General features: G+C 61.4%; 20 protein-coding genes and 1 tRNA gene. 20 read left to right on the forward strand and 1 reads right to left on the reverse strand.

What is annotated here, in order from left to right; all coding sequences use genetic code 11:
• Positions 1 to 15: 15 nt before the first annotated feature.
• A complete protein-coding gene (gene gshB / locus PAE61_RS04135) occupies positions 16 to 963 on the forward strand; it encodes a glutathione synthase (RefSeq protein WP_271114152.1) in 948 nt (315 codons plus the stop codon).
• A 291-nt stretch (positions 964 to 1,254) separates the two neighbouring features.
• Here the strand turns inward: gshB and PAE61_RS04140 are convergent, their stop codons facing one another.
• Positions 1,255 to 2,778, reverse strand: coding sequence for a YifB family Mg chelatase-like AAA ATPase (locus tag PAE61_RS04140; RefSeq protein ID WP_271114153.1), 1,524 nt, complete (start codon positions 2,776 to 2,778; stop codon positions 1,255 to 1,257).
• 139 nt (positions 2,779 to 2,917) lie between these two features.
• On the opposite strand from PAE61_RS04140, the gene coaBC reads away from it, so the two are divergent.
• From coaBC to PAE61_RS04235, 19 genes are all read left to right on the forward strand, one after another.
• A complete protein-coding gene (gene coaBC, locus PAE61_RS04145; RefSeq protein ID WP_271114154.1) occupies positions 2,918 to 4,147 on the forward strand; it encodes a bifunctional phosphopantothenoylcysteine decarboxylase/phosphopantothenate--cysteine ligase CoaBC in 1,230 nt (409 codons plus the stop codon).
• Complete coding sequence (locus PAE61_RS04150) at positions 4,147 to 5,187, forward strand: cysteine desulfurase family protein (protein WP_271114155.1); 1,041 nt, start codon at positions 4,147 to 4,149, stop codon at positions 5,185 to 5,187. The genes coaBC and PAE61_RS04150 overlap by 1 nt, the downstream gene beginning before the upstream one ends.
• 29 nt (positions 5,188 to 5,216) lie before the next feature.
• Complete coding sequence (sufB, locus tag PAE61_RS04155) at positions 5,217 to 6,740, forward strand: Fe-S cluster assembly protein SufB (protein ID WP_271114156.1); 1,524 nt, start codon at positions 5,217 to 5,219, stop codon at positions 6,738 to 6,740.
• Between the two features lie 6 nt (positions 6,741 to 6,746).
• On the forward strand, positions 6,747 to 7,388 hold the full coding sequence (locus tag PAE61_RS04160; RefSeq protein ID WP_271114157.1) for a hypothetical protein: 642 nt from the start codon (positions 6,747 to 6,749) through the stop codon (positions 7,386 to 7,388).
• 21 nt (positions 7,389 to 7,409) lie between these two features.
• Positions 7,410 to 8,165 carry a Fe-S cluster assembly ATPase SufC gene (gene sufC / locus PAE61_RS04165; protein WP_271114158.1) on the forward strand — a complete coding sequence of 252 codons (756 nt, stop codon included), beginning with the start codon at positions 7,410 to 7,412 and terminating at the stop codon, positions 8,163 to 8,165.
• Positions 8,165 to 9,499, forward strand: coding sequence for a SufB/SufD family protein (locus PAE61_RS04170; protein ID WP_271114159.1), 1,335 nt, complete (start codon positions 8,165 to 8,167; stop codon positions 9,497 to 9,499). Before sufC ends, PAE61_RS04170 begins: the two co-directional genes overlap by 1 nt.
• Positions 9,478 to 9,981: a hypothetical protein gene (locus tag PAE61_RS04175; RefSeq protein ID WP_271114160.1), complete on the forward strand. Its 504-nt coding sequence runs from the start codon at positions 9,478 to 9,480 to the stop codon at positions 9,979 to 9,981. The genes PAE61_RS04170 and PAE61_RS04175 overlap by 22 nt, the downstream gene beginning before the upstream one ends.
• A complete protein-coding gene (locus tag PAE61_RS04180) occupies positions 9,978 to 10,577 on the forward strand; it encodes a YIP1 family protein (protein WP_271114161.1) in 600 nt (199 codons plus the stop codon). Before PAE61_RS04175 ends, PAE61_RS04180 begins: the two co-directional genes overlap by 4 nt.
• On the forward strand, positions 10,574 to 11,785 hold the full coding sequence (locus PAE61_RS04185) for a cysteine desulfurase (protein WP_271114162.1): 1,212 nt from the start codon (positions 10,574 to 10,576) through the stop codon (positions 11,783 to 11,785). The genes PAE61_RS04180 and PAE61_RS04185 overlap by 4 nt, the downstream gene beginning before the upstream one ends.
• A gap of 242 nt (positions 11,786 to 12,027) precedes the next feature.
• Positions 12,028 to 12,104, forward strand: a tRNA-Arg gene (locus PAE61_RS04190).
• Positions 12,105 to 12,350: 246 nt separating this feature from the next.
• Complete coding sequence (locus tag PAE61_RS04195; protein WP_271114163.1) at positions 12,351 to 13,295, forward strand: ArdC family protein; 945 nt, start codon at positions 12,351 to 12,353, stop codon at positions 13,293 to 13,295.
• Positions 13,292 to 13,648, forward strand: a complete 357-nt coding sequence (locus PAE61_RS04200; protein ID WP_271114164.1) for a DUF2958 domain-containing protein — start codon at positions 13,292 to 13,294, stop codon at positions 13,646 to 13,648. Before PAE61_RS04195 ends, PAE61_RS04200 begins: the two co-directional genes overlap by 4 nt.
• 152 nt (positions 13,649 to 13,800) lie before the next feature.
• A complete protein-coding gene (locus PAE61_RS04205; protein ID WP_434803123.1) occupies positions 13,801 to 15,813 on the forward strand; it encodes a ParB/RepB/Spo0J family partition protein in 2,013 nt (670 codons plus the stop codon).
• A 192-nt stretch (positions 15,814 to 16,005) separates the two neighbouring features.
• A complete protein-coding gene (locus tag PAE61_RS04210; RefSeq protein WP_271114165.1) occupies positions 16,006 to 16,311 on the forward strand; it encodes a hypothetical protein in 306 nt (101 codons plus the stop codon).
• A gap of 382 nt (positions 16,312 to 16,693) precedes the next feature.
• On the forward strand, positions 16,694 to 16,858 hold the full coding sequence (locus PAE61_RS04215; protein ID WP_271114166.1) for a hypothetical protein: 165 nt from the start codon (positions 16,694 to 16,696) through the stop codon (positions 16,856 to 16,858).
• Between the two features lie 142 nt (positions 16,859 to 17,000).
• A complete protein-coding gene (locus PAE61_RS04220) occupies positions 17,001 to 17,474 on the forward strand; it encodes a DUF6878 family protein (RefSeq protein WP_271114167.1) in 474 nt (157 codons plus the stop codon).
• A gap of 11 nt (positions 17,475 to 17,485) precedes the next feature.
• Entirely contained in the window at positions 17,486 to 17,848 is a 363-nt protein-coding gene (locus tag PAE61_RS04225) for a DUF6915 family protein (RefSeq protein ID WP_271114168.1), read from the forward strand.
• A gap of 82 nt (positions 17,849 to 17,930) precedes the next feature.
• On the forward strand, positions 17,931 to 18,545 hold the full coding sequence (locus PAE61_RS04230) for a hypothetical protein (protein ID WP_271114169.1): 615 nt from the start codon (positions 17,931 to 17,933) through the stop codon (positions 18,543 to 18,545).
• Positions 18,538 to 19,182, forward strand: coding sequence for a DUF8835 domain-containing pootine (locus PAE61_RS04235; RefSeq protein WP_271114170.1), 645 nt, complete (start codon positions 18,538 to 18,540; stop codon positions 19,180 to 19,182). Before PAE61_RS04230 ends, PAE61_RS04235 begins: the two co-directional genes overlap by 8 nt.
• Positions 19,183 to 19,380 lie beyond the last annotated feature (198 nt).

Here is a 19,380-nt window from a genome sequence, read left to right on the forward strand (position 1 = left end):
ACGGAGGATAATTCGATGAGCCTTTATGTCGCGCTGCAGATGGATCCGATCGAGAATATAGTGATTGATGCCGACAGCACGTTCCGCATCGCTCTGGAGGCAGAGGCCCGCGGGCACAGGCTGTTTCAATATACTGTTGACCGGCTTTCTTATCGGGCAGGCGTGGTATCTGCGAAGGGCCGACCGGTAACATTGCGTCGTGAGCCTGGGAACCATGTTGCATTTGGTGATTGGGCGACGGTGGCTTTGACCGACTTCGATGTGGTTTGGCTGCGCCAGGATCCGCCTTTCGATATGGGATATATCACCTCGACCCTGCTTCTGGATCGGATTTCATCGGATACACTTGTGGTCAATGATCCGTTCTGGGTGCGCAATTGCCCTGAGAAGCTGATGGTGCTCGATTTCCCGGAATTGACGCCTGAGACGCTTATTACCCGTGATATTGTGGAGATCAGAGAGTTCCGCGCCCAGCACGGCGATATCATTGTCAAACCGCTTTATGGCAATGGTGGTGCGGGCGTGTTTCATCTGCGACCAGAGGATCCTAACCTGTCTTCGCTGATGGAGCTTTTTGCTGGGATCAATCGTGAACCTGTGATTGCGCAGCGCTATCTTCCGCAGGTTGTCGACGGCGATAAGCGGATCATTCTGGTTGATGGCGAGCCGATCGGGGCAATAAACCGGGTGCCTGCGAAGGGCGAAGCGCGTTCGAATATGCATGTGGGCGGGCGTCCCGAAAAGACTGAGCTGACCTCCCGTGAGCGGGAGATTTGCCAGACGATTGCCCCGGTATTGAAGGAAAAAGGGCTCCTGTTCACCGGAATCGATGTGATTGATGGCTGGTTGACGGAGATCAATGTGACCTCTCCGACCGGGCTTCAGGAATTGGAGCGTTTCGATGGTGTTAACGGAGCGGCGCTTATCTGGGATGCAATAGAACGGCGGCTCAGTGCGCGGTAAGTGGCAGTTCGGCAATGCCGTGTCTCAAAACGGCAGATTAAAGAGTTGGGAAGACAAAGTTTTCCTTTGTCGCCTTGCGATTTGGAGAAATTATTTTGTCTATGCCGGAGCAATATGCTCCACTTTGCGAGGCGATTTGTGCCGTTTTCGATTCGGTTGTCATTCCAGAATATTGTTGTTTGGGCCGATCAGGAGGCAAGCCTGCTTCTGGCAAGGTGAAATTTTGCCTCTATTGAACCAGCGGATTGCATTCTGAGGCTCAAATAGAACATGTCCGGTGCCTTCCGCAGATCACCCGCCTGCGATGAAGGGGATGCGATAGCTGATCGCTTCGGCGATGTGATTGCTTCGGACATTTTCGCTGTCTGCCAGGTCTGCGATGGTTCGCGCCGTTCGCAGGATACGGTGATACCCGCGAGCGGTCAGGCCCAGTTTTCGGGCTGCGCTGTGGATCAGGTCGCGGCCGTCCTGATCGGGCTTTGCGATCTGTTCCAGCAATTGCGGCGGCGTATCGGCGTTGCATAACAAGCCCGCAGAAGGTGCTAGCTGTTCGAACCGGGATGCCTGCCGGGAGCGGGCAGAGAGGATCCTTGCGGCGATATCGGCGGAATCTTCGCCTGTCGCAGGCATGTCGAGTTCTTCCAATCCGACATTCGGCACCTCGATTCGCAGGTCGAAACGGTCCATGAGCGGCCCGGATGTTTTTCCCAGATAATCTCCGGCACAGGAGGGTGCGCGGGCGCAGGCCCGCTCCGGGTCGGCAAGATGCCCGCAGCGGCATGGATTGGCCGCGGCAATCAGCAGGAAACGGCAGGGATACCGGATATGTGCGTTTGCGCGGGCGACGACGACTTCGCCGGTTTCGATCGGTTGGCGAAGCGTGTCGAGCACCTGGCGGGAAAACTCCGGAAACTCGTCAAGAAACAGGACGCCATGATGCGCCAGGCTGATCTCGCCAGGTTTCGCGCCGCGACCTCCGCCGACGATGGCAGCGGTCGATGCGGTATGGTGCGGGTCCCGATATGGGCGATGCCGGGGGATGCCTCCCTCCTTGAGCAGACCGGCAAGTGAGTGGATCATTGACGTTTCAAGGGCCTCGGCAGGGGTGAGGGGCGGTAAAACAGAGGGCAGCCTTGCGGCCAGCATCGATTTTCCTGCGCCGGGCGGGCCGATCATCAGCAGGTGATGGCGTCCCGCCGCAGCGATCTCGATGGCGCGTTTGGCGCGTTCCTGTCCCTTGACGTCTCTCAGGTTATTCGTCGCATCGGGTGGCGATATCTGCCCGGGCCGAGCGGGTTGAAGGGGCGTGCGCTCGCTCAGGTGGTCGATGATCTGACGCAGATGATTTGCCGCGAAGACCGGAACCGCGCCGACCCACGCGGCCTCGGCACCGCATGAGGCCGGACAGATGAGCGAGCGGCCATCTTCAGCCGCCGTCATGGCGGCGGGCAATGCGCCCAGCACAGGTGCCACGCGGCCATCAAGCGCCAGTTCTCCGAGAGAGACAACCGACGCAAGCGATTCCGCAGGCAGCATGTCCAGCGCGGCAAGAACGGACAGCGCGATCGGCAGGTCGAAATGCGAGCCTTCTTTCGGCAGATCCGCAGGGGACAGATTCACCGTGATCTTCTTCGACGGCATGGCGATGGACAGGGCGCCGAAGGCCGAGCGCACGCGTTCCCGCGCTTCGGAGACCGCCTTGTCAGGCAGCCCCACGATAGCAAAGGCGGGCAGTCCGGCTGCGACAGAGCATTGAGCCTCGACCAGCCTGCCTTCGACCCCTTCGAAGGCAACCGTATAGGCGATTGCGACCATGACACCCCCAGCAATTGCCGCGCAGCCTAGGCGGGACGGTTTTAAGGAAGGGTTAACCACATCGGAGGGGCGGGCTTTCCTTGCCGTTCGCGCTTGCGTCGCATATCTGCGGAGGAGGCAGCTTTGATGGAGACGCTCAATGCAGGGCAGAACGGTTCTTCTTGTGATTGGCGGCGGGATCGCGGCCTATAAATCCCTGACCCTGATCCGTGAGCTGAAGCGCGAAGGCTGTCGCGTCGTGCCGGTGCTGACCCGTGCTGCCGAGGAATTTGTCACGCCTCTGTCCGTTGCGGCTCTGGCCGGGGAAGAGGTGCATCGCGATCTGTTCGATCTGACGCGAGAGGCCCAGATGGGCCATATCCAACTGTCTCGTGACGCGGATCTGGTCGTCGTTGTGCCTGCGACGGCGGATCTGATGGCGAAAATGGCCGGGGGACATGCTGACGATCTGGCCTCGACATTGCTGATGGCCACCGACAAGCGGGTTCTGGTTGCGCCTGCGATGAATGTGCGTATGTGGACCCATCCCGCGACGCAGCGAAACCTTGCGACGCTGAAGGCGGACGGTATCCTGACGGTCGGTCCCGATGAGGGCGATATGGCATGCGGGGAATTCGGGCCGGGCCGGGCCGCCGAACCCGAGGCGATTGTAGCAGCGATCCGGGATGCGCTTGATCCGCAGCGGCCCTCGCCCTTGCTGCTAGGGCCGGAGGTTGCGGCGAGACCGCTTGCCGGGCGTCATGTCATTGTGACCTCTGGTCCCACACGTGAGCCGATTGATCCGGTGCGTTATATTTCGAACCATTCCTCGGGGGCTCAGGGTACGGCGATTGCGGCAGCTTTGCGCGATCTGGGGGCAAGGGTCAGCTTCGTGACCGGCCCTGCGACGGTTGCGCCTCCTGACGGGGTCGATGTCATCAGGATCCAGACAGCGGCCGAGATGCGCGATGCCGTTGACGCTGCGTTGCCAGCGGATGCGGCGGTGATGGCGGCGGCGGTGGCGGATTGGCGCGTTGCGAATGCCTCTGACCAGAAGATGAAAAAAAGCCGGGATGGCATGCCTGTCCTGCAATTTGCCGAGAACCCGGATATTCTGGCATGGGTCAGCGGGCTGGCGGATCGCAGACCGGATCTTGTGGTCGGCTTTGCTGCGGAAACCAATGATGTCGTTGCGAATGCCACCGCGAAGCGCTTGCGCAAGGGGTGTGACTGGATCGTCGCGAATGATGTCTCACCCGAAACCGGGACATTTGGCGGCGAGAGCAACACTGTTACCCTGATCTCGGAAGCGGGCGCGGAAAGCTGGCCGCGCATGGGCAAGGATGAGGTTGCCCGCAAGCTGGCCGGGCGAATCGCGGAGGCTCTGTAATGCGCGATTATCTGGACTGGAATGCGACGACGCCGCTGCGGCCCGAGGCCAAGCAGGCAATGGCCGATGCGATGGAGATCGCCGGTAACCCGTCTTCGGTTCATACCGAGGGCAGGGCGGCGAAGATGGCGCTTGAACATGCCCGCGAGCAGGTCGCCACCGCCCTCGGGGCAGAGGGCGCAGATGTGATCTTCACCTCGGGCGCAACCGAGGCCGCGGCGATGGTGCTGGCTGGCAAGGGAATGTCCTGCGCGGCGGTGGAACACAGCGCGGTCAAGACATGGTGTGAGCAGGATCTGGCGGTGGATCGCGACGGGATCGTTTCGGTGCCGGATCCGGTGCGTGCGACGCTGCAACTGGCGAATAACGAAACCGGGGTGGTGCAGGCCCTTCCGGAAGGGCTGGCATCCTCGGATCTGACGCAGGCTTTCGGCAAGATCCCCTTCGCCTTCAACTGGCTGGGGATCACGGCTGGATTTGTTAGCGCTCATAAACTGGGCGGGCCGAAGGGCGTCGGTGCTTTGATCGTGAAGAAAGGCACCGATATCGAAGGCGTCATTCGCGGCGGCGGGCAAGAGCAGGGCCGCCGTGGCGGGACCGAGAACATGATCGGCATCCTTGGCTTTGCCGCCGCCGCCTCTGCCGCGCAGCGCGATCTGGAGGCCGGGCTGTGGGATGAGGTCGCAGCCCGCCGCGATGCGCTGGAAGCCCGGCTGCTTGCGGCTGCGCCGGGATCTGTCATCGCCGGAAAAGAGACGCGCCGCTTGCCGAATACGACCTGCATTCTTACATCAGGCTGGAAGGGTGAAACGCAGGTCATGCAGATGGATCTGGCAGGCTTTGCCATCTCGGCGGGCTCTGCCTGTTCGTCGGGAAAGGTCAGGGCCAGCGGTACGTTGCAGGCGATGGGTTTTGACGATGCCGCGGCGCAATCCGCGATCCGAATTTCGATAAGCCCGGCTTTGGGTGATGATCAGATGAACCGATTTGCGGATGCCTGGGAATCCGCGTATGGACGCTGGAGCGACAGGAACGGCTAGGTTGCGCCCGGCCCGAGGAAGGACAAAAGATGAACGACACCACCGATCTTGAGGTGCGCGAAGGCGTTGATCGCGAAACGGTTGAGACCGTCGCGAATATGGGCAGCTATAAATATGGCTGGGATACCGAGATCGAGATGGACTATGCCCCGAAGGGCCTGTCCGAAGATATCGTGCGCCTGATTTCCGAGAAAAACGGCGAGCCGGAATGGATGACCGAATGGCGTCTGGCCGCCTATCGCCGTTGGGTCACCATGACCGAGCCGAAATGGGCGATGGTGAACTATCCTGAGATCGATTTTCAGGATCAGTATTATTATGCCCGGCCGAAATCGATGGAGGAAAAGCCGAAATCGCTGGATGAGGTCGATCCCAAACTGCTGGCGACCTATGAAAAGCTGGGTATTCCTCTGAAAGAGCAGTTGATTCTGGCGGGGGTCGAGCGTGGCGGCGACGAAACTCCGGCAGATGCGCGGCGCGTTGCCGTCGATGCGGTTTTCGACAGTGTGAGCGTCGGCACGACCTTCAAGGAAGAGTTGAAGAAAGCCGGTGTGATCTTCTGTTCGATCTCCGAGGCGATCCGCGAATATCCCGATCTGGTGAAGAAATATCTGGGCAGCGTCGTGCCGCCCACCGATAATTTCTATGCAACGCTGAACAGTGCCGTGTTCTCGGATGGATCGTTTGTCTATATCCCGCCGGGCGTGACCTGCCCGATGGAGTTGTCGACCTATTTCCGTATCAACGCCGAAAATACCGGCCAGTTCGAGCGGACGCTGATCATCGCGGATAAAGGCTCTTATGTCAGCTATCTGGAAGGCTGCACCGCGCCCAAACGCGATACGGCGCAGCTTCATGCTGCCGTTGTGGAAATCGTGATCCTCGAAGATGCTGAGGTCAAATATTCCACCGTCCAGAACTGGTTCCCCGGCGATGAAGAAGGCAAGGGCGGTATTTACAACTTCGTCACCAAGCGGGCCGATTGCCGCGAGGCGCGGGCCAAGGTCATGTGGACTCAGGTCGAGACCGGCAGTGCGGTGACCTGGAAATACCCGTCCTGCGTTCTGCGCGGTGAGGAAAGTCAGGGCGAGTTCTATTCTATCGCCATCACCAATAATTACCAGCAGGCCGATACCGGGACCAAGATGATCCATCTTGGCAAGAACACCCGCTCGCGCATTGTTTCCAAAGGGATTTCTGCAGGAAAGGCGCAGAACACCTATCGCGGTCTGGTGTCAATGCATCCCCGTGCGACGAACAGCCGGAATTACACTCAATGCGATTCCCTGCTGATCGGCGATAAATGCGGGGCGCATACCGTGCCTTATATCGAGGTCAAGAACACCTCTTCGCGGGTTGAGCATGAGGCGACGACTTCGAAGGTGGATGACGACCAGTTGTTCTATTGCCGTCAGCGCGGCATGGACGAGGAAGAAGCCGTCGCCGTGATCGTCAACGGTTTCGCCAAGGAGGTGTTGCAGGCTCTGCCGATGGAATTCGCGATGGAGGCGCAGTCTCTCGTGGCGATCTCTCTGGAAGGCTCGGTGGGGTAATCTCGGATGAGTGACGTGGTCGCTGCCCAGGCTTCTCTGACACCCTCCGGCGTGGATGGTGAATCCGATGCTGCGTTCGGTCTGACGCTTCCGCCTGAGGAAGCAGACAAGCTGCGATCGGTGATCCAGCACGGGATGGTCGTGCTGGAATATGGCAGCGGCGGCTCTACTTTCGAAATGCTGCGGCGCGGTGCGTCGATGGTGTATTCCGTGGAAAGCGATGCCGATTGGGCGAAGCGGATCGATGACAGTCTTGCGGCTGAGTTCCCGCGCGAGTGTTTCAGCGTCATCCATGCTGATATCGGTCCGACCAAGGGGTGGGGGCATCCTGCCAGCCATGACGGGTTCCGCAATTATCACCTCTATGCGCATTCTGTCTGGGAGCAGGAAGGTTTCCGCGAGCCCGACCTGATCCTGATCGACGGCCGGTTCCGGGCCTCCTGCTTCGCGACCGCTGCGATGCGCCTGACGCAGTCGGCGACGGTGCTTTTCGATGATTACGATGATCGTCCCTATTACCATTGGGTCGAAGAAATCTGTCCGATACAAGAGATGGTCGGGCGCATGGCGGTGTTCCGGCTTGAGCCGATGGAAATACCCGGAACTCTGCTGACACGCATTGCGGGATCCTTTGTTGACCACCGCTGAAAAACAGGAAACGGAAGAAATATGCTCAAGATAGAAAACCTCCACGCCAAACTTGAAGACGAGGACAAGCAGATCCTGAAAGGGGTCTCGCTGGAGGTTCCGGCTGGTGAGGTGCATGCGATCATGGGGCCGAACGGCTCGGGGAAATCGACCACCTCTTATGTGCTTTCAGGCCGTGATGGCTATGAGGTCACGGAAGGTAGCGCCACGCTGAATGGTCAGGATCTGTTGGAAATGGAGCCGGAAGAGCGTGCCGCTGCCGGTCTGTTCCTGGCGTTCCAGTATCCGGTCGAGATCCCGGGCGTCGGCAATATGACCTTCCTGCGCACGGCGCTGAACGCTCAGCGCAAGCGGCGCGGAGAGGATGAATTGTCGGCTGCGGAGTTCCTCAAGCTGATCCGCGAGAAAGCGAAATCGCTGGATATCGACGCCGAGATGCTGAAGCGGCCGGTCAATGTCGGGTTCTCGGGCGGTGAAAAGAAGCGCAACGAGATTCTGCAAATGGCTATTCTTGAGCCGCAGATGTGCATTCTCGACGAGACGGATTCCGGTCTGGATGTGGATGCGATGCGGCTGGTGGCGGATGGCGTGAACGCGCTGCGCTCGCCTGAGCGCGGGTTTCTGGTGATCACCCATTACCAGCGTTTGCTGGATCACATCCGCCCTGACGTCGTGCATATCATGGCCGATGGCAAGATCGTCAAATCCGGCGGTCCCGATCTGGCTCTGGAAGTCGAGAAGAACGGTTACGCGGATATCCTGTCGGAGGTGGCCTGATGGCCGATACAGCAGTCAAGACCAGACAGGTCACACCGGAAATTGCCGGAAGCGGCGATGACCCGGCGCTGTCCGCGCGGCTGGAGGCTCTGGACCTGCCACAGGGCGGCTTTACTGCCCGTGCACGGCAAGAGGCTCTGGCGCGGCTTCGCAAGATGGGGTTGCCGCGTTCGCGCGATGAATATTGGCGTTATACCGATCCGGCAGCTTTTAATGCGCCGCGTCCCGACCCCATAGCGATTGCGGGGCAGGGACCGGACGGCCCTCTGTTTCAGGATCTTGACCGGGTCAAGCTTGTCTTCGTTGACGGGGCGCTTGATCTGGCGGAGTCGGACGATCTGGCGCTGGAAGGGGTAGAAATCGCTTCGCTGGCTCAGGTCGATGAGGCTGGCGGGGATCACTGGGCAGCGGATCTTTACGGAACGCTCGAAGGCGCCGCGCATGAGCATGTGGCACGCCCGCTCGGGGCGCTGAACACGGCTGTTGCGCGTGACGGGGCGTTGATCCGGGTCAGCGGCAAGCCTTCAAGACCGCTGCATATGATCCACCGCCGCAAGGACGAAACCGCGGATGTCTATTACCACCATGTCATCCGGCTTGAACCGGGCGCAGAGCTGACGCTGCTTGAAACCGGGATGACCGGGGCACGGTCGAATTTCGTGCTTGAGGTCGATCTGGGCGAGGCTGCGCGGTTCCACCATATCGCGGCCAAACGGGCCGGGCATGAAAAGCTGGGATGGGGTGGGGTTTTCGCCCGTATCGCTGCCGAAGCGCAGTTCAAATCCTTTGCCTTGTCGGTAAACGGCACGTTGATGCGCCATGAATCTGTGATCGATATCGTCGGAGATGATGCCGTCGCCCATATTGCCGCTGCGGTTCTGGGCGATGCAAATCGCGGTGATTTCCACCACGACGATACGGTGTTCATCACCCATGACGCCGAGCGCTGTGAATCGCGGCAGGTTTTCAAGAAGGTGCTGAAGAACGGCGCGAAAGGGATTTTCCAGGGCAAGATCCTTGTCCAGCCCGGCGCTCAGAAAACCGATGGCTATCAGATCAGCCAGGCATTGCTGCTGGATGAAAACAGCCAGTTTCTCGGGAAGCCCGAACTTGAAATCTACGCCGATGACGTCCAGTGCAGCCACGGCTCGACCACGGGTGCGATTGATGAGACCGCCTTATTCTATCTGCGTTCCCGTGGTGTACCGAAAGAAAGAGCGATCATCCTGATGGTCCTGTCCTTCCTTGCCGATGCTCTGGCAGAGGTCGAGGATGAGGGTCTGCGCGAAGAAATCAATGATCGTCTGGATGCATGGCTGACAAGGCACTCGTGACAGCGGGCATAGTTCCGCGCATCATTGCGTCCTGGCGAAGCCCGGGCCGGGTGGTGCGCGAACTGTCTCCGATGGGCGAGGGCGCGATGCTGGCCGTGCTGATGGGCGCGATGCTGGTGTTTCTGATCGCTCAGGCACCGGGACATGCGCGTGCGGCTGCACATGATCCCTCGGTTCCCCTTGGCGGACGGATTGCCGGAGCGATTATGGCCGTGATGTTTCTGATGCCGCTTCTGGCCTATGCGCTGGCGTCGTTTGTCAGCCTGCTGGCATGGTTGACGCCCTGGCGGATTGAGCCTGCCGCGTCCCGTCTGGCGCTGTTCTGGGCACTTCTGGCAATCGCGCCTGCGATGCTGCTGGCCGGGCTGGCAGAGGGGTTGATCGGGGAAGGTGCGGCATTATCCCTGACCCGGCTTGTTGCAGGTCTGGGATTTCTGTTTATCTGGGGTGCCGGGATCAGGACGCTGGCGACACGGAAATGACTTTTCACGATCTGAAGATACTGGCACGCAATTCGCTGCAAAATCCGCCGCTGGCCCTGCGTCAGTTGCAGTCGCTGGATTTGCCGGTGCCGGCCCGCTGGATGGCCTTGGCTTTGGCTGTGGCGCTGTCCTCTATTCTGGCCGTGTTTGCCGTGCGACTGATGCCTGCGCCGATGGAGGCAGGGCTTGATGCGGCTATGGGCCAGCCGCTGAAAATCGCTTTCATGCAGATGATCTGGATGTCGCTGATGGCGTGGCTGATGGCGACGGTCGGGCGCGGCTTCGGCGGGCGCGGCAGCTTTGCCGATGCGGTGCTTGTCGTCGCCTGGCTTGAGCTTCTGCTTTGCGTCGTGCAAGCCGCTCAGGTCCTTCTGATGCTGATTTTCCCGCTTGTCGCCAGTTTGCTCGGCTTTGCGGGGCTTTTCATATATCTCTGGCTGAGCGTGCAGTTCATCAAGGCTCTGCATGGTTTTCGCAGCGGGGCCATCGTCTTTTTCGCGGTCGTCGTTACCAGCATTTTCGCATTGATTTTCCTGTCGGTGATGGCGGGCGCGTTTGGCCTGCTTCCCGAAACCCCTGCTGAGGTGCAGCCATGAGCTTCGATGTCGAGACCGTCCGCGCCGATTTCCCGATCCTGTCGCGGAAGGTGAATGATCGCGCTCTGGTTTATCTGGACAATGGCGCATCGGCGCAGAAACCGCGTCAGGTCATCGAGGCGATTACCCGCGCCTATGAAGATGAATATGCCAATGTCCATCGTGGCCTGCATTACCTCTCCAACCTTGCGACCGACCGCTATGAGGCAGTGCGCGGGATCATCGCGCGGTTTCTGAACGCAGCGGATGAGGAAGAGATCATCTTCACCACCGGCTCGACCGAGGCGATCAATCTGGTCTCTTATGGATGGGCCGCGCCGCGCCTGAAGGCCGGGGACGAGATCGTTCTCTCGGTGCTCGAACATCACGCCAATATCGTGCCCTGGCATTTCCTGCGTGAACGGCAGGGTGTGGTGCTGACATGGGTCGAACCCGATGCGGACGGCTCGCTGCCGCCTGAAAAAATGCTTGCTGCGGTCGGTCCGAAGACAAAGCTGATCGCCGTTACCCATATGTCGAATGTCACCGGAACCGTGGTCGATGTCGCAGCGATTGCGCGAGGGACCGATGTGCCGGTGCTGGTGGATGGCAGTCAGGCGGCCGTGCATATGCCGGTGGATATGGGTGCACTTGGCGTGGATTTCTACTGCATCACCGGCCACAAGCTTTACGGCCCTTCGGGCTCTGGCGCGATCTGGATCAGCCGCGAGCGGCAGGCAGAGATGCGCCCCTTCATGGGCGGCGGCGACATGATCCGCACCGTCACCCGCGAGGCGGTCGACTATGCCGACCCGCCCCTGAAATTCGAGGCCGGAACCCCCGGCATCGTGAACCAGATCGGTCTGGGTGCGGCGCTTGAATATATGATGTCTCTTGGAATGGAGAATATCGCCGCCCATGAACGCCGCCTTCGCGATCACGCCCGCGCCCGCCTGCGAGAGCTGAACTGGCTGCAGGTGCAGGGCGATGCACCTGAAAAGGGTGCCATTTTCTCGATCACGATGGATGGCGCCCATGCGCATGATATCTCGACCATCCTCGACAAGCGGGGCATCGCTGTGCGCGCCGGAAGCCATTGCGCCATGCCGCTGATGGAGTTCTATGGCATCACCGCCTCGGCCCGGGCAAGTTTCGGCATGTACAACACCGAAGCCGAGGTGGACGCGCTGATCGAAGCCCTGCAATTCAGCCGCGAACTTTTCGCCTGACCCGCGGCTTTTCGCGCAAGCCCCATTGCAGCGCACGCCGATTGCCGCTAATCACCCCCGCAGGCACCCGTAGCTCAGCTGGATAGAGCGCTGCCCTCCGAAGGCAGATGTCAAGTCTGGTTATAGCTGCTGGTGTTGGAAGAAAGAAATGACTAAACAATGGCTTGAGCGAATGTCGGGTTCGCTCTTCCTGTAGACGAAAAACTCGCGTAAGCATGGCGTAAGCATCTCGCGAACGGTATGCACCCGTAGCTCAGCTGGATAGAGCGCCGCCCTCCGAAGGCGGAGGCCAGAGGTTCGAATCCTCTCGGGTGCGCCATTTCTTCTAAATATATCAATATCTTAAAAATTCGTTCCTGCCTGCAGTTGCTGCTTACGCGGCAAATTCGCGTAAGCGGCAGGGCCGATTCTTCTTGCCGGAACAATATCTTAGTTCTGTTCTGGCGTTGCGACCCTCTCAGGCGGCGCTGCGTTCGTCGCTGAGAGTTAGAGCTTGTCTGGGTGTTCCGTGACGGGTTGAGGGTTGGGGGAGTGGCCTCCGGCGCCCGTCGCGGAGGATATCCCGATGGCCAGACAGACCCGCGCGGCGCGCGGCGGCGCGCGCAGCAACCTTTACGACGACATCACCTACAAGATCATCGCCGAGTTGGAGGCGGGGCGGCAGCCCTGGGTTCAGCCCTGGGGGACGGCGGCGGCGAAGGCGCCGCTGGCGATGCCGCGGAATGCCGCGACGGCACGGCAGTATTCCGGGATCAACGTGCTGATCCTCTGGGGTGCGGTGGTGCAGCATGGCTATCCGACGCAGGCGTGGCTGACCTTTCGGCAGGCGCTGGCGCTTGGCGGCAATGTCCGCAAGGGCGAGCGTGGCACGACGGTCGTCTATGCAGACCGTTTCACGCCCGAAGAGGAAAAGCGCCGCGCTCGCGAGACGGGCGAGGAACCGGGGCGCATCCCCTTCCTCAAACGCTTCACGGTGTTCAACGCCGCTCAATGCGAAGGCCTGCCTGAGGACATCGCCATCGCGGCCCCGCCACCAACGCCCGGCATGATCGAGCCGACGGTTGAGGCGCTGATCAAAGCCACAGGCATCGATTTCCGCATCGGCGGAAATCGGGCTTTCTATGTTCCTGCCCATGATTATGTGCAGGTTCCACCGCCGCAGGCCTATTTCGAGCCGATCAACTGGCACAGGACGGCGCTTCATGAACTGGGCCACGCCTCGGGCCATGCGTCTCGTCTCGGACGCGATCTCACCGGCAGCTTCGGCACAAAGACATACGCTTTCGAGGAACTGGTCGCCGAGATGAACGCCGCCTTCTGCTGCGCCTCGCTCGGGATCGTGCCGACCGTGCGCCACGCCGATTACATTGGCTCCTGGTTGGAGGTGCTCCGTGGAGACAATCGCGCCATCGTCCGCGCCGCGTCGCAGGCCAGCAAGGCGGCGGACTGGCTGCTGGCGCATCTGCCCGAGGCGGATAGCGCAGCTATGGGTGGGAGGGCGGCGGCATGATCCTCCTGACCTCTGTGCAACGTGACCGACTGCTGGCCAATGGCCAAGAGGCTGGCGCCGACCGCGCCCCGGTGGTCAAATTCTTCAATCCTTTCGGCGCCGGCGTCTGGCTGGCCACCGAACTCGATGCAGGGGGCGATATCATGTTCGGCTTGGCCGATCTCGGTTGTCCCGAATTGGGTTCCTGGTCCTTTGACGAGCTGCGATCCATCCGCTTGCCCTTCGCCATGGGGATCGAGCGCGATCTGCACTTTGCTAGCGATCTGCCGATTTCGGTCTGGGCGGAAGCTGCGCGGGAGGCTGGCAGCATTCGGGGCGCTGAGCAGTTGCTCCACGCCTGCGCCGGCCAATGACCTTCCGATGAAGATGACGGGAGGGCATGATCTTCAATCGTCGCCCCTATGATCCGGCGCCGCTCTCTTTCGAGGAAGAGGGCGGCGCTGTGCGTCGTGACGGGTCGGTTGCCGAGAGAGAGGCTTTCGGCGCCCGTCGCGGAGCAATCCTAATGGCCAATGCCAATCAGAAGATTATCCTCGCGTCGTCGCGAGACATCCCTTTCAACAAGCTGGTGCTGAGCCAGGCCAATGTCCGGCGGATGAAGGCCGGGATCTCGGTCGAGGAGCTGGCCGAATCCATCGCCCGGCGCGGACTGATCCAGTCGCTGCATGTGCGGCCCGAACTCGACGCGGATGGGCAGGAGACCGGGCTCTTCGAAGTGCCTGCCGGCGGTCGGCGCTTCCGGGCGCTGGAACTGCTGGTCAAGCAGAAGCGCCTGAACAAGATCGCGCCGGTGCCCTGCGTGGTCTCGGAGGCGGGCGATGTGCTGATCGACGAGGTCTCGCTGGCCGAGAATATCGAACGCGCGCCGCTGCATCCGCTCGATCAGTTCCGCGCCTTCCAGACCCTGCGCGACAAGGGCATGGGAGAGGAAGAGATCGCGGGGGCCTTCTTCGTTGACGCGAAGGTGGTGAAGCAACGCCTGCGCCTGGCAGCGGTCGCGCCATCCTTGCTGGAGGTCTATGCCGAGGACGGCATGACGCTCGAGCAACTGATGGCGTTCACGGTAACCCAGGATCATGCGCGGCAGGAACAGGTCTGGGATGCGATCAAGGACAGTTGGCAGAAGGACCCCTACCACATCCGGCGTCTGCTGACCGAAACCACGGTTCGCGCCGCCGACAAGCGGGCGCTGTTTGTCGGCCTGGAAGCCTATGAGGCAGCGGGCGGCACTGTGCTGCGCGATCTCTTCCAGCAGGACGATGGTGGCTGGCTGCAGGACCCGATATTGCTTGACAAGTTGGTGGACGAAAAGCTGAAGGCTGAGGCCGAGGTCATCGCCGCCGAGGGCTGGAAATGGATCGAAGTCGCGGTCGACTTTCCCTACGGCCATGGCAACGGCCTGCGCCGCCTGACCGGCGCCACCATTGACCTGAGCGATGCGGAGCGTGCGGAACGGGAAAAGCTGCGCGACGAATTCGACGCGCTCGAGGCGGAATATGCCGAGGCTGACGAATTCCCCGACGAGGTGGACGCGCGTCTAGGCGAAATCGAGGAAGCGCTGGACGCCTTCGAGGACCGTCCCCTGCGATATGACGCTGATCAGATGGCCCATGCCGGCGTCTTTGTCAGCATCCGTCACGATGGTGAGCTTGTCGTCGAGTGTGGCTTCGTCCGTCCCGAGGATGAGGTGGTGGAAGGCCAGGAGGGCGATGGCGCCGATGGTTTGCGCGTCGAAAGTGATGAGCCCGGCAGTGTCCAACGCGCTGTGATCACCGTGGGCGGCGTAGCGCCGGAGGCCGACGAGGACGATGAGACCGATGCCATCAAACCGCTGCCCGACCGCCTGGTCAGCGAGTTGACCGCGCATCGCACGCTGGCCCTGCGCGACGCCGTGGCGCAAAATCCGCATGTGGCCCTGACCGCGTTGCTGCACCGGCTGGTCAGCGATTGCTTCCTGCCGCATTCGCCAAAGGGCTGCCTTGAGGCTCATATCCGCGAGGTGCATTTCCCCATGCAGGCCGAGGGGCTGGGCGAGAGCGCTTCGGCTAAGGCCATCCAGGAGCGGCAGGAACGCTGGGGTGATCACATCCCGGCCGATGACGCGGCGCTTTGGGACTGGCTGGAGGGGCAGGACGATGGCACGCGCATGGAGTTGCTCGCCCATTGCGTCAGCTTCGGCGTCAACGCGCTGCATGAAAAACCGAACCCCTATAGCGGCATGGGCGTCAGCCAGCATGGTCTCGAAGTGCGGCTATCGCAGGCCGACCGGCTGGCACGCGCGACCGGGCTCGACATGGTGGCGGCGGGCTGGCGTCCGACGGTTGGCAACTATCTCGGTCGGGTGACCAAGCCGCGCATCATCGAGGCGGTGAGCGAGGGCGCGGGCGAGCGGTCGGCGCAGCTGATCGACCATCTGAAGAAGGGCGACATGGCGCAGGAGGCTGAGCGCCTGCTGGCAGAAACCGGCTGGCTGCCCGAGCCGCTGCGGATGGTTGATCCGGATGCCGGAGCCGGTTAGGCGAATGACGTGGGGGCTGAAGCCGAAGATCTGCCGGATTTCCTCGCCGGTGACAGCGACGAGGATGAAGGCGATCCACAGCACAAGGTCGCCGCCGAATAGCGCAAGACGCGGCGGCTTGTGCCGCCTCACCGTTCCGTTTCCACACTTTGCCCGGTCTCTGTTACCGGGCTTTTTCTTTGGAGGAACCCGATGTCCGCATCCATCGATATTGATGAGATATTCCGCGACGACTGCCGCATCCCGCCTGCTGAGCGATCCCTGCCCTGGGAAGAAACCCGTGATGGCGTCACGGTCGTAATCGAGCCAAAACCCCATTGGGCGGCGGACCTGCGCGCCTTTCGCCTCAATGCCCGCGAATATTGTTACTATGCCGAGTGGACAGCGCGTGGCGGTTGGGCGCGGTTCTACGGGCATATCGACACATCCGGCGACGATGTGATGATGAAGGTCCGTGCCATGATCGCCCGCGAGATCGCCGAAGGGCTCTGGGATTGATGCCTGCCAGAACGGGGCGCAAGCGGCAGGTCATCGCCTCACGGACCAATGTCGAGCTTCACCATGTCATCCCCATTCTGATGGCGGGGCCGTTGGTTCCATCCCCCGGCCTGAATAGAACGCGGCTCTGACGTCCGCATGGCGGCACGGCTCGCGCGGCGGCATCTGCGGACATCCGGCTCCTGTCTGATGCAAAGCCCCATCCCCGCTTCCATTCGCAAACCTTGGTCTGATCCGCCTCTTTGCAGTCAACCCGTGAAGGGTCGGCTTACGCGCGCGTGCCGCCCTCGGGGACCCGAGGGTGATTGCAGATCCGGTCAGACACATCGGGCACCCGTCACGCGGGGGATGGTCCTCCGCCTCCAAGACAGGAGCCGAAAACATGTCCTACGCAGATGCCACCGCCTTCGCCGCCAGCCTCGCCGCCACGCTGATGGTCGAGATCGTCGTGTTTCAGGCCGGGGATGGCACCCATGCCGCATGCCCCGCTGCCGAATGGGATGGCGATGATGAAATGGTGAAGCTGGAAATCGATCCGTGGACATGAGGCGCGACAGCGCCTCATCCCTGCGCCCGGCGGTGAGACCCCGCCGCGGCCAGAGGAAAAGGCGGGCCGGGAGGGGGCAAGCCTGCCGGTTTGAGAGAGCGCCGGTCGGTTCGTCCGTTCACCGCTCTCCGGGAGACCACGCATGACTAATCCCAAACCGCTCGACTTTGCCGCCTCGATGGCGCGGTTTCAGGCGGATCGCGCCACCTTTGAGGCCCGCGGCGCAACCATCCGGCCAGCCAACAAGACCGCCCTGTTCGACGCGCTGGCAGCAGCCGGCATCACGCAGGTCATGGTTACCTTCGACGGCTATGGCGATAGCGGCCAGGTCGAGGATATCTCGGCCCTTTCCGGTGGCGAGACCGTGAACCTGCCCGAGGCCCAGATCACCATCGCCAGCACCAGCTGGGGTGACGACACAATCACCGAACGGGCTATGACGGTCGCCGAGGCCGTCGAACAGCTTGCCTATGATTTCCTCTCGGAAACCCATGGCGGCTGGGAAAACAACGATGGCGCCTATGGTGAATTCACCTTCGACGTGGAGAAGGGGACGATTACGCTCGACTACAACGAACGTTACACCGCGACCGAAACCTACGAACACATATTCTGAGGGAGGCAAGGATGGCGCATCCTTATCATCATTCCCTGTCCTCGGTGAAAAAGTGGGGCGGCGAGTTCGATGACTTCATGCCCCTGCATGCATGGTTCGACCAAAGCAAGGAAATCACCGCCGACTTCCGGCATCGCGCGTTGCGCCACCATGCCGAGGGCGTGTTCATGCTGGAGACGATTTTTGGTCCGACGATCACCCTCTCCACGGGCCGGGTGATTCCGACCCGCTGGGTGGGCGAGCAGCATGTGCGTGAGGATCTGGGCTTTATTCCCAGCTTCGCGGACTGGGCGCGCGCGATCCGGCCGGAGCCGTGGATGGGCCGGACGCAAAAAATCGAGGTACTGGTCGATCCGGCGATGGCGGACGGATAGAGGCAGAGGCGGGTCGGGGTTTCCGTGACTGGTTGCAAAGGTGGAGGAAAGGCCTCCGCCGCCCGTCGCGGAGGCTTTTGCCATGAACACCCATGTTGTTTCCCGTTTCCCGATTGAAGTTCCGTCCGCGCTGACGGCCTATGCCGGTCCATTCAGCCTGTCCTGCGCGGGCGAGGCCGCCGCGCATGACCCTGATCTAGGCGCCTGGCCGGTGCAGAGCTCGATCCTTCTGGGCCGGTTCCGCAGGTTTGGCGAGGCGACGGCCTGCGCTCTACGCCGGGGGCGGCAGGGCGGCATTCGCGCCGATCTCCTGCCGGGTTTCACGCCAAGCCTGCTGATCATCACGGATGGCCAGCAGCGGCTTTGCCTTGCCGGGCGGATCACGCCCACAGGGCTGATCTGGTGCGAACCGGTCGCGACGGATCGCGAGGCCTGGCATGTCGTACAGGAAGCCTGCCGCTTGCGGGCGCAGGCCATGGCGGCGCTGGATCGCGACGATCACGCCGAGGCGCAGGCCCTGCGATTCCGTGCCGCCGCGCTCGATGGTCGTCTGGTCCATTCTTGCTGGCGCAAAGCCGCCGCCGGTCTCTGTGGTGGCGGGCATGTCCTTGATCTCGGCACCGACGAGACGGTGGATAGGGTGTCTACCGATTGCTGGCTGTCCACCGCTCTGGCGGGAGGTGGCGCCCATGCCTAGCGTGATCGAGACCACCGTCTATGGCTTCGACGAGCTGTCCGATGCAGCAAAAGACGCTGCCCGTGCTTGGTATCGCGAGGGCGGGTTTGATTACGACTGGTATGATGCTGTCTATGAGGACTTCGAGCGCATTGCGGAAATCATCGGCCTTGATCTCAAGACCCGATCCGTTCGCCTGATGGGTGGCGGCATGCGTCAAGACCCCTGCATCTGGTTTACGGGCTTCTGGTCGCAAGGGGATGGCGCCTGCTTTGAATCGCGGTATTCCTATCGAAAGGGCGCGCCGCGCCGGATCAGGGAATATGCGCCGCAGGACGCGGAACTACACCGTATCGCCGATGCTTTGCAGGCCGTTCAGCGGCGCAATTTCTACGAGCTTTGCGCCGATCTCAGCCATCGGGGTCGCTATTACCACGAATATTGCATGGCGATTTCGGTTGAGAGAGACAGTCCAACATATCAGGACATGACCGTCGATGCCGAGGGATTGCTCATCGAGGCACTGCGTGATCTGGCCCGCTGGCTGTACCGCCAGCTTGAGCGGGAATACGATTATCTCACCTCGGATGAGGTGGTTGATGGGGCCATCGTTGCCAACAGATACACCTTCACCGAAGCCGGGCGTCGTTTCGGATGAAGTCAGATTCGATGAACAGTCGCGTGCTGCTTGGGATGATTTCCCTGCTTTGTGCCTGACAGCATAGGGTTCACTGGGCCTTGGAACCACGCTATGTTTGGCGCCTCCCGGCAAGCCGTGACCAGGCTCTGGTCGTGAACGACGGGAGCCTGCGCGGCAGTCTCCTCCCTTCGGGCGACGATCCCTTGCGCGGGCTGC

This window comes from Paracoccus aerodenitrificans, assembly GCF_027913215.1.
GTDB lineage: Bacteria > Pseudomonadota > Alphaproteobacteria > Rhodobacterales > Rhodobacteraceae > Paracoccus > Paracoccus aerodenitrificans.